The sequence below is a fragment of the Kistimonas scapharcae genome, from assembly GCF_039540975.1.
GTDB classification, from domain to species: domain Bacteria; phylum Pseudomonadota; class Gammaproteobacteria; order Pseudomonadales; family Endozoicomonadaceae; genus Kistimonas; species Kistimonas scapharcae.
In genome coordinates this window covers 1-3,881 of sequence record NZ_BAABFL010000307.1, presented here as the reverse complement: position 1 = coordinate 3,881, position 3,881 = coordinate 1, and the positions used below count along the sequence as shown (strand labels likewise).

Genomic DNA, 3,881 nt, shown 5'->3' with positions numbered 1-3,881 from the left:
CTTTTCCGACATGCTCACACACCTTAATAGGGTTTCAAGATTACCCTTGTTTGTGTGTCCGGAAAACTATAACCACTTCAAAGTGTCGTTCACAAGCCTTTATGTCAAAGGCAAGCTGTACTATTACCGCGAAGGTGTGTTTTATGACAAGACGTCATCAGGGCACTATCAGAGCGTCCCCGCACCGGCGGGAGCAATTATTGAAAAGTTACCTGCTGGCGCCGTAGAAGTACGGGAAAATAACAGGGTTTACTGGAAGGCCGGTGATACCTGGTATGAACCGATTGGTTCCCGTGGGGAAACGGTTTACCGAGTTGTACGCTAAATTATTGTGTTTGCATGGCCTGTTTGTCGTTTGATCTGCCAGTAGTGACATTGCGGGTTTCTGCCTTGCCATAATTCATCATAATTCCGCACATATTGATCGTTTTTGAGCCATTGGAATGCCTCCTTCATGGCGTTAAATCATGACAGATACAGCGCACATGATAAGGAGCACAACGATGAAGAAGATGATGACCGCCTCTGTTCTGGGATTGATTTGTACACTGACGTTTGCTCAAGCCCAGGCGGCAGAATGGACCTGGAAGAAAGGGGCAACGGTCGGCAGTGCCGCCATCGCTGGTGCAGCCCTGGGTGGGCCCGTTGGGCTGGTGGTGGGTGTGGCTGCCGGTGATTATCTCGGTAACCAGGTGAACCAGGCTGACCGGCTGGGTGTCGTGCAGGCAGATCTGACTGTCGCACAGCAGGAAACTGAACAGTTGCGCATTGCCTTGCACAATGCCCAGGTTGCCATCCATCAGTATGAAACATTGGCACTGGATACCCTGCAGCAGGATATCCTGTTCCGCACAGCGGGTGATGCTCCCGATGAGAAGGCGGCCCAGCGACTGAAGGCGCTGGCCAGCTACCTGGCAGTCAATCCATCGGTTAAGGTTCGACTGGATGGCTATGCAGACCCCCGCGGCGCCGATACATATAATCTGGCGCTGTCACAGCGACGTGTCGATGCTGTTCGCCTCTTCCTCATGGATGCTGGCATTCATGAAGACCGCATCAGTGTGAATGCATATGGTGACCGGTTGTCTAAAGCCGAAAAAGGGGATGCGGATGCTTATGCCCTTGAGCGGGTGGTCACGATTGAGCTGACTGGTGGAAGCGACTATGAGGCGGTTGCTGCTAATTGATAGCAAGCGCTGAAATAACCTTCCGAGGCTAAGGTCTGTGAGTGAGTCGATCTTAGCCTTTAGTCTAGGTCCTTTCGGTATCTCGACTATGGTCTAGCCAGCGGCACTGAACTTGCTGGTTTTCTATCCCTCTAAATCTTAAATCACGCTTATTGGCCCGGTTCAAGGGTTTGTTGCATTTAAGGGATAGAGGTATTCAGGATGTCGTTACACAGGGAGAAAGATAACCATAAAAATAGTGTCCGTCTGCAGTGGGATAGCGTCTTGCTGGGTGACTACCAGCTGCGCTCCGTAGCGGCTCAAGTCTCGTATAGTGCACCCGGAGAACTGTGCATCGAGACCTTTGAATGCGACATACACCGCTCCCTGGCCAGCGGCAATGCATCTGTTGTTCGGGTGTCCGCTGCGAATATCAGACTTGTGACATGTGATAACACGGTTCATCCACAGGAGCATGTCCGTATATTGGATATAGGCCATCTCCGGATTATGCCACTGGCAGCTTTATCCGGTGCTCATGATTCCCGCCCTTGGCATGTTACCGATTGCCGTCTGGAAATCATTACTCATCATTATGGCACTACTGTTTTTTCCGAGGTGTTGCTCTCTCCAGATACGTTAAAACAGAAACAACATGGTGTGAGCTGTGGTGTGAGACACCTGCAAGCGTTGCTGGAGAAGGTATTGCAGCTTCCGGTCAATAGTCGAAATCGTGACTATGAGAGTCATCTGAATGCAGTAAAACGGCAACTGACTCTCATTGTCGATCATGCCGGTGAACCGCATGCTCGTGAGCATAAGATTGCGCGGCAGATGACTGACAATTTAATCAAGGAAATTCGTCTGCTGGAGCAGCAGGGGCAAATCGCATTGGCTGCATCCTTGTTGCGACGCATGCCGTTGTCGGCATTAAGGCTCTTGCTGCCTGCGTCGGAGGTCCGCCAGTCGGATGAGCGGCAGTTGGTTGAATGGCTGTTGATGTTGCACCGCACTCTGCCTGAAAAAGCCATCGCGTTGCTTATGAGTCAAGTGAATGTCAGTACGCTGAATTGGCACACTACCATGGATTTGCCACTGATCAAGTTGTTATCAAAACACTATACCTCTCCCCACGGGATTGATGTTACAGAGCGCAAGCAGAGAGCACAGGATATCGGAGGTTTATTACTCGGCCTGTCAAATCAGTTACTAATAGACGCTTATGCTCATACCCAACAATCAGCGATACCCGTTAATGGTAAGACTGACAGCAACGGTGGTTTAGCAGATCTGTTCTCTTTGTTACAGGCGGTTTATCCACAGGTGAATGTGCAGCGTCCAGACATAAAAGACGTTAGACAGATGATTTACTATTTTGAACATCATGAAATGTCTGACGCGATGCTGTCTGTTATCCCTCATTATGAACGATTGTATCGACTCACTGGGTTACCTGAAGCCCTGGCTATGCTGGCTGCGATTAATCGAGTCGGTGGGTACCATACTCAACGGTTAGAGGCAGTCGTTCTCAATGTATCAGAAGATACTGATCTGGCATTGCTTGCCCGTTGTCGGCATGCCTTGTCAAAGGCTGATCTGGACAAGGCATTCGATCTGTTGATTCAGCTTTCAGACGCGATGCATTCTACGATGATTGCCGGGTATTTCAGCGCTATTAAAGGTCAGCTTCCATTAAAAATGCGGGTGCTTGAGGCTTTCTCACGACAGCACTCAAAGAAAGAACAACAGCGTTTGCTTCGACTGTTACCGGAAGATGTTTTGCTCAGCATGGTAGATCGGCATTGGTTTAACACAGAGTTGACCTGTATTGATCGACTGCTGGCACGGTCAGCGAAAGTCACAGTAACGAAGCGCGTACTCATTGCGGCGGTATTGCCGATTGAGCGTTTGAGTGAACAGGTGGCAGTCTTGCGACGACAGCAAACCTCGAATGACCAGACGAACAAATTACTGGCTGAGCAGATCCACAGCGCAGAGAAACGGTTGGAACGTATGCTGGATATGGCCAGCGAGTTTGATCCTGAGATTGTGGCTCGACTCTGCGATCAGGATGAAACGGTACTGAATGTCAGTATAGAAACCCGTACACGTAATGGTGATGTGCGGGCTGCCCGGCAGCTGACCCAGCGTGTACTGACACAGTTGCTCGCCAAAGGCTACCGCATTGCTGCAGACAGTCGTGCAACAGGCGCCTTCAAAGCGTACCTGGACGGTTTGAAGCAGCTCTATATCCGTTATCGATTCTGGTCGTATGATTTATTCGCGCGGTTACTGCATGGCCGCGGTGCGGTCTCAGGTCAGTGTTTACCAAAGACACTTTATTCATTGCATGAATTACCCAGGAGGGAGGCTGGATTGTTCGAGCTGCTGCAGCTTGCCGCCAAATACTGTGATCAGGGTATGATGTTACTGAATATGGTAGAGCTGCTGTCTCTGGAATCCAAGTAAAGCGGCCAACTGACCGCTTTGCTGTATTTATTCGTAACGGCTATCGACCGAGTGCTTTTCCTGAAGATACTCTTTTTCACTTAATTCATCATTGCGGAGCTTGTTATTCAATATAGACATCTCTTTTTTCTTGTCTTTCTTGCGTTGGTACTGGGTAATATCATAATTAATCATTAGGTAAACCCCCGGCTATGCCGGGGAGACTCGCATAGGTTTTACCGAGGCGTCGGTAGCTAATCTCGAGGT

General features: G+C 49.7%; 4 protein-coding genes. 3 read left to right on the top strand and 1 reads right to left on the bottom strand.

Features of this window, described 5'->3' with window-relative positions:
- The 3 genes from ABD892_RS11390 to ABD892_RS11380 form a co-directional block, all read left to right on the top strand.
- A partial coding sequence (locus tag ABD892_RS11390) for a DUF6515 family protein (RefSeq protein WP_345195787.1) occupies positions 1-325 on the top strand: 325 nt, incomplete at its 5' end.
- 142 nt (positions 326-467) lie between these two features.
- Positions 468-1,187: an OmpA family protein gene (locus ABD892_RS11385; protein ID WP_345195786.1), complete on the top strand. Its 720-nt coding sequence runs from the start codon at positions 468-470 to the stop codon at positions 1,185-1,187.
- Positions 1,188-1,388: 201 nt separating this feature from the next.
- Positions 1,389-3,635 (top strand): hypothetical protein, encoded by a 2,247-nt coding sequence (locus ABD892_RS11380; protein ID WP_345195785.1) that lies wholly within the window; start codon positions 1,389-1,391, stop codon positions 3,633-3,635.
- Between the two features lie 27 nt (positions 3,636-3,662).
- On the opposite strand, the gene ABD892_RS11375 is transcribed toward ABD892_RS11380, so the two are convergent.
- Positions 3,663-3,809, bottom strand: a complete 147-nt coding sequence (locus ABD892_RS11375) for a hypothetical protein (protein ID WP_345195784.1) — start codon at positions 3,807-3,809, stop codon at positions 3,663-3,665.
- Positions 3,810-3,881: the final 72 nt, after the last annotated feature.

What these genes read in the sequence shown, in the direction of transcription:
- ABD892_RS11380 (WP_345195785.1), top strand. Translation starts at nt 1,389, where the DNA reads ATGTCGTTACACAGGGAGAAAGATAACCATAAAAATAGTGTCCGTCTG.
- ABD892_RS11375 (WP_345195784.1), bottom strand. Translation starts at nt 3,809, where the DNA reads ATGATTAATTATGATATTACCCAGTACCAACGCAAGAAAGACAAGAAA.
- ABD892_RS11385 (WP_345195786.1), top strand. Translation starts at nt 468, where the DNA reads ATGACAGATACAGCGCACATGATAAGGAGCACAACGATGAAGAAGATG.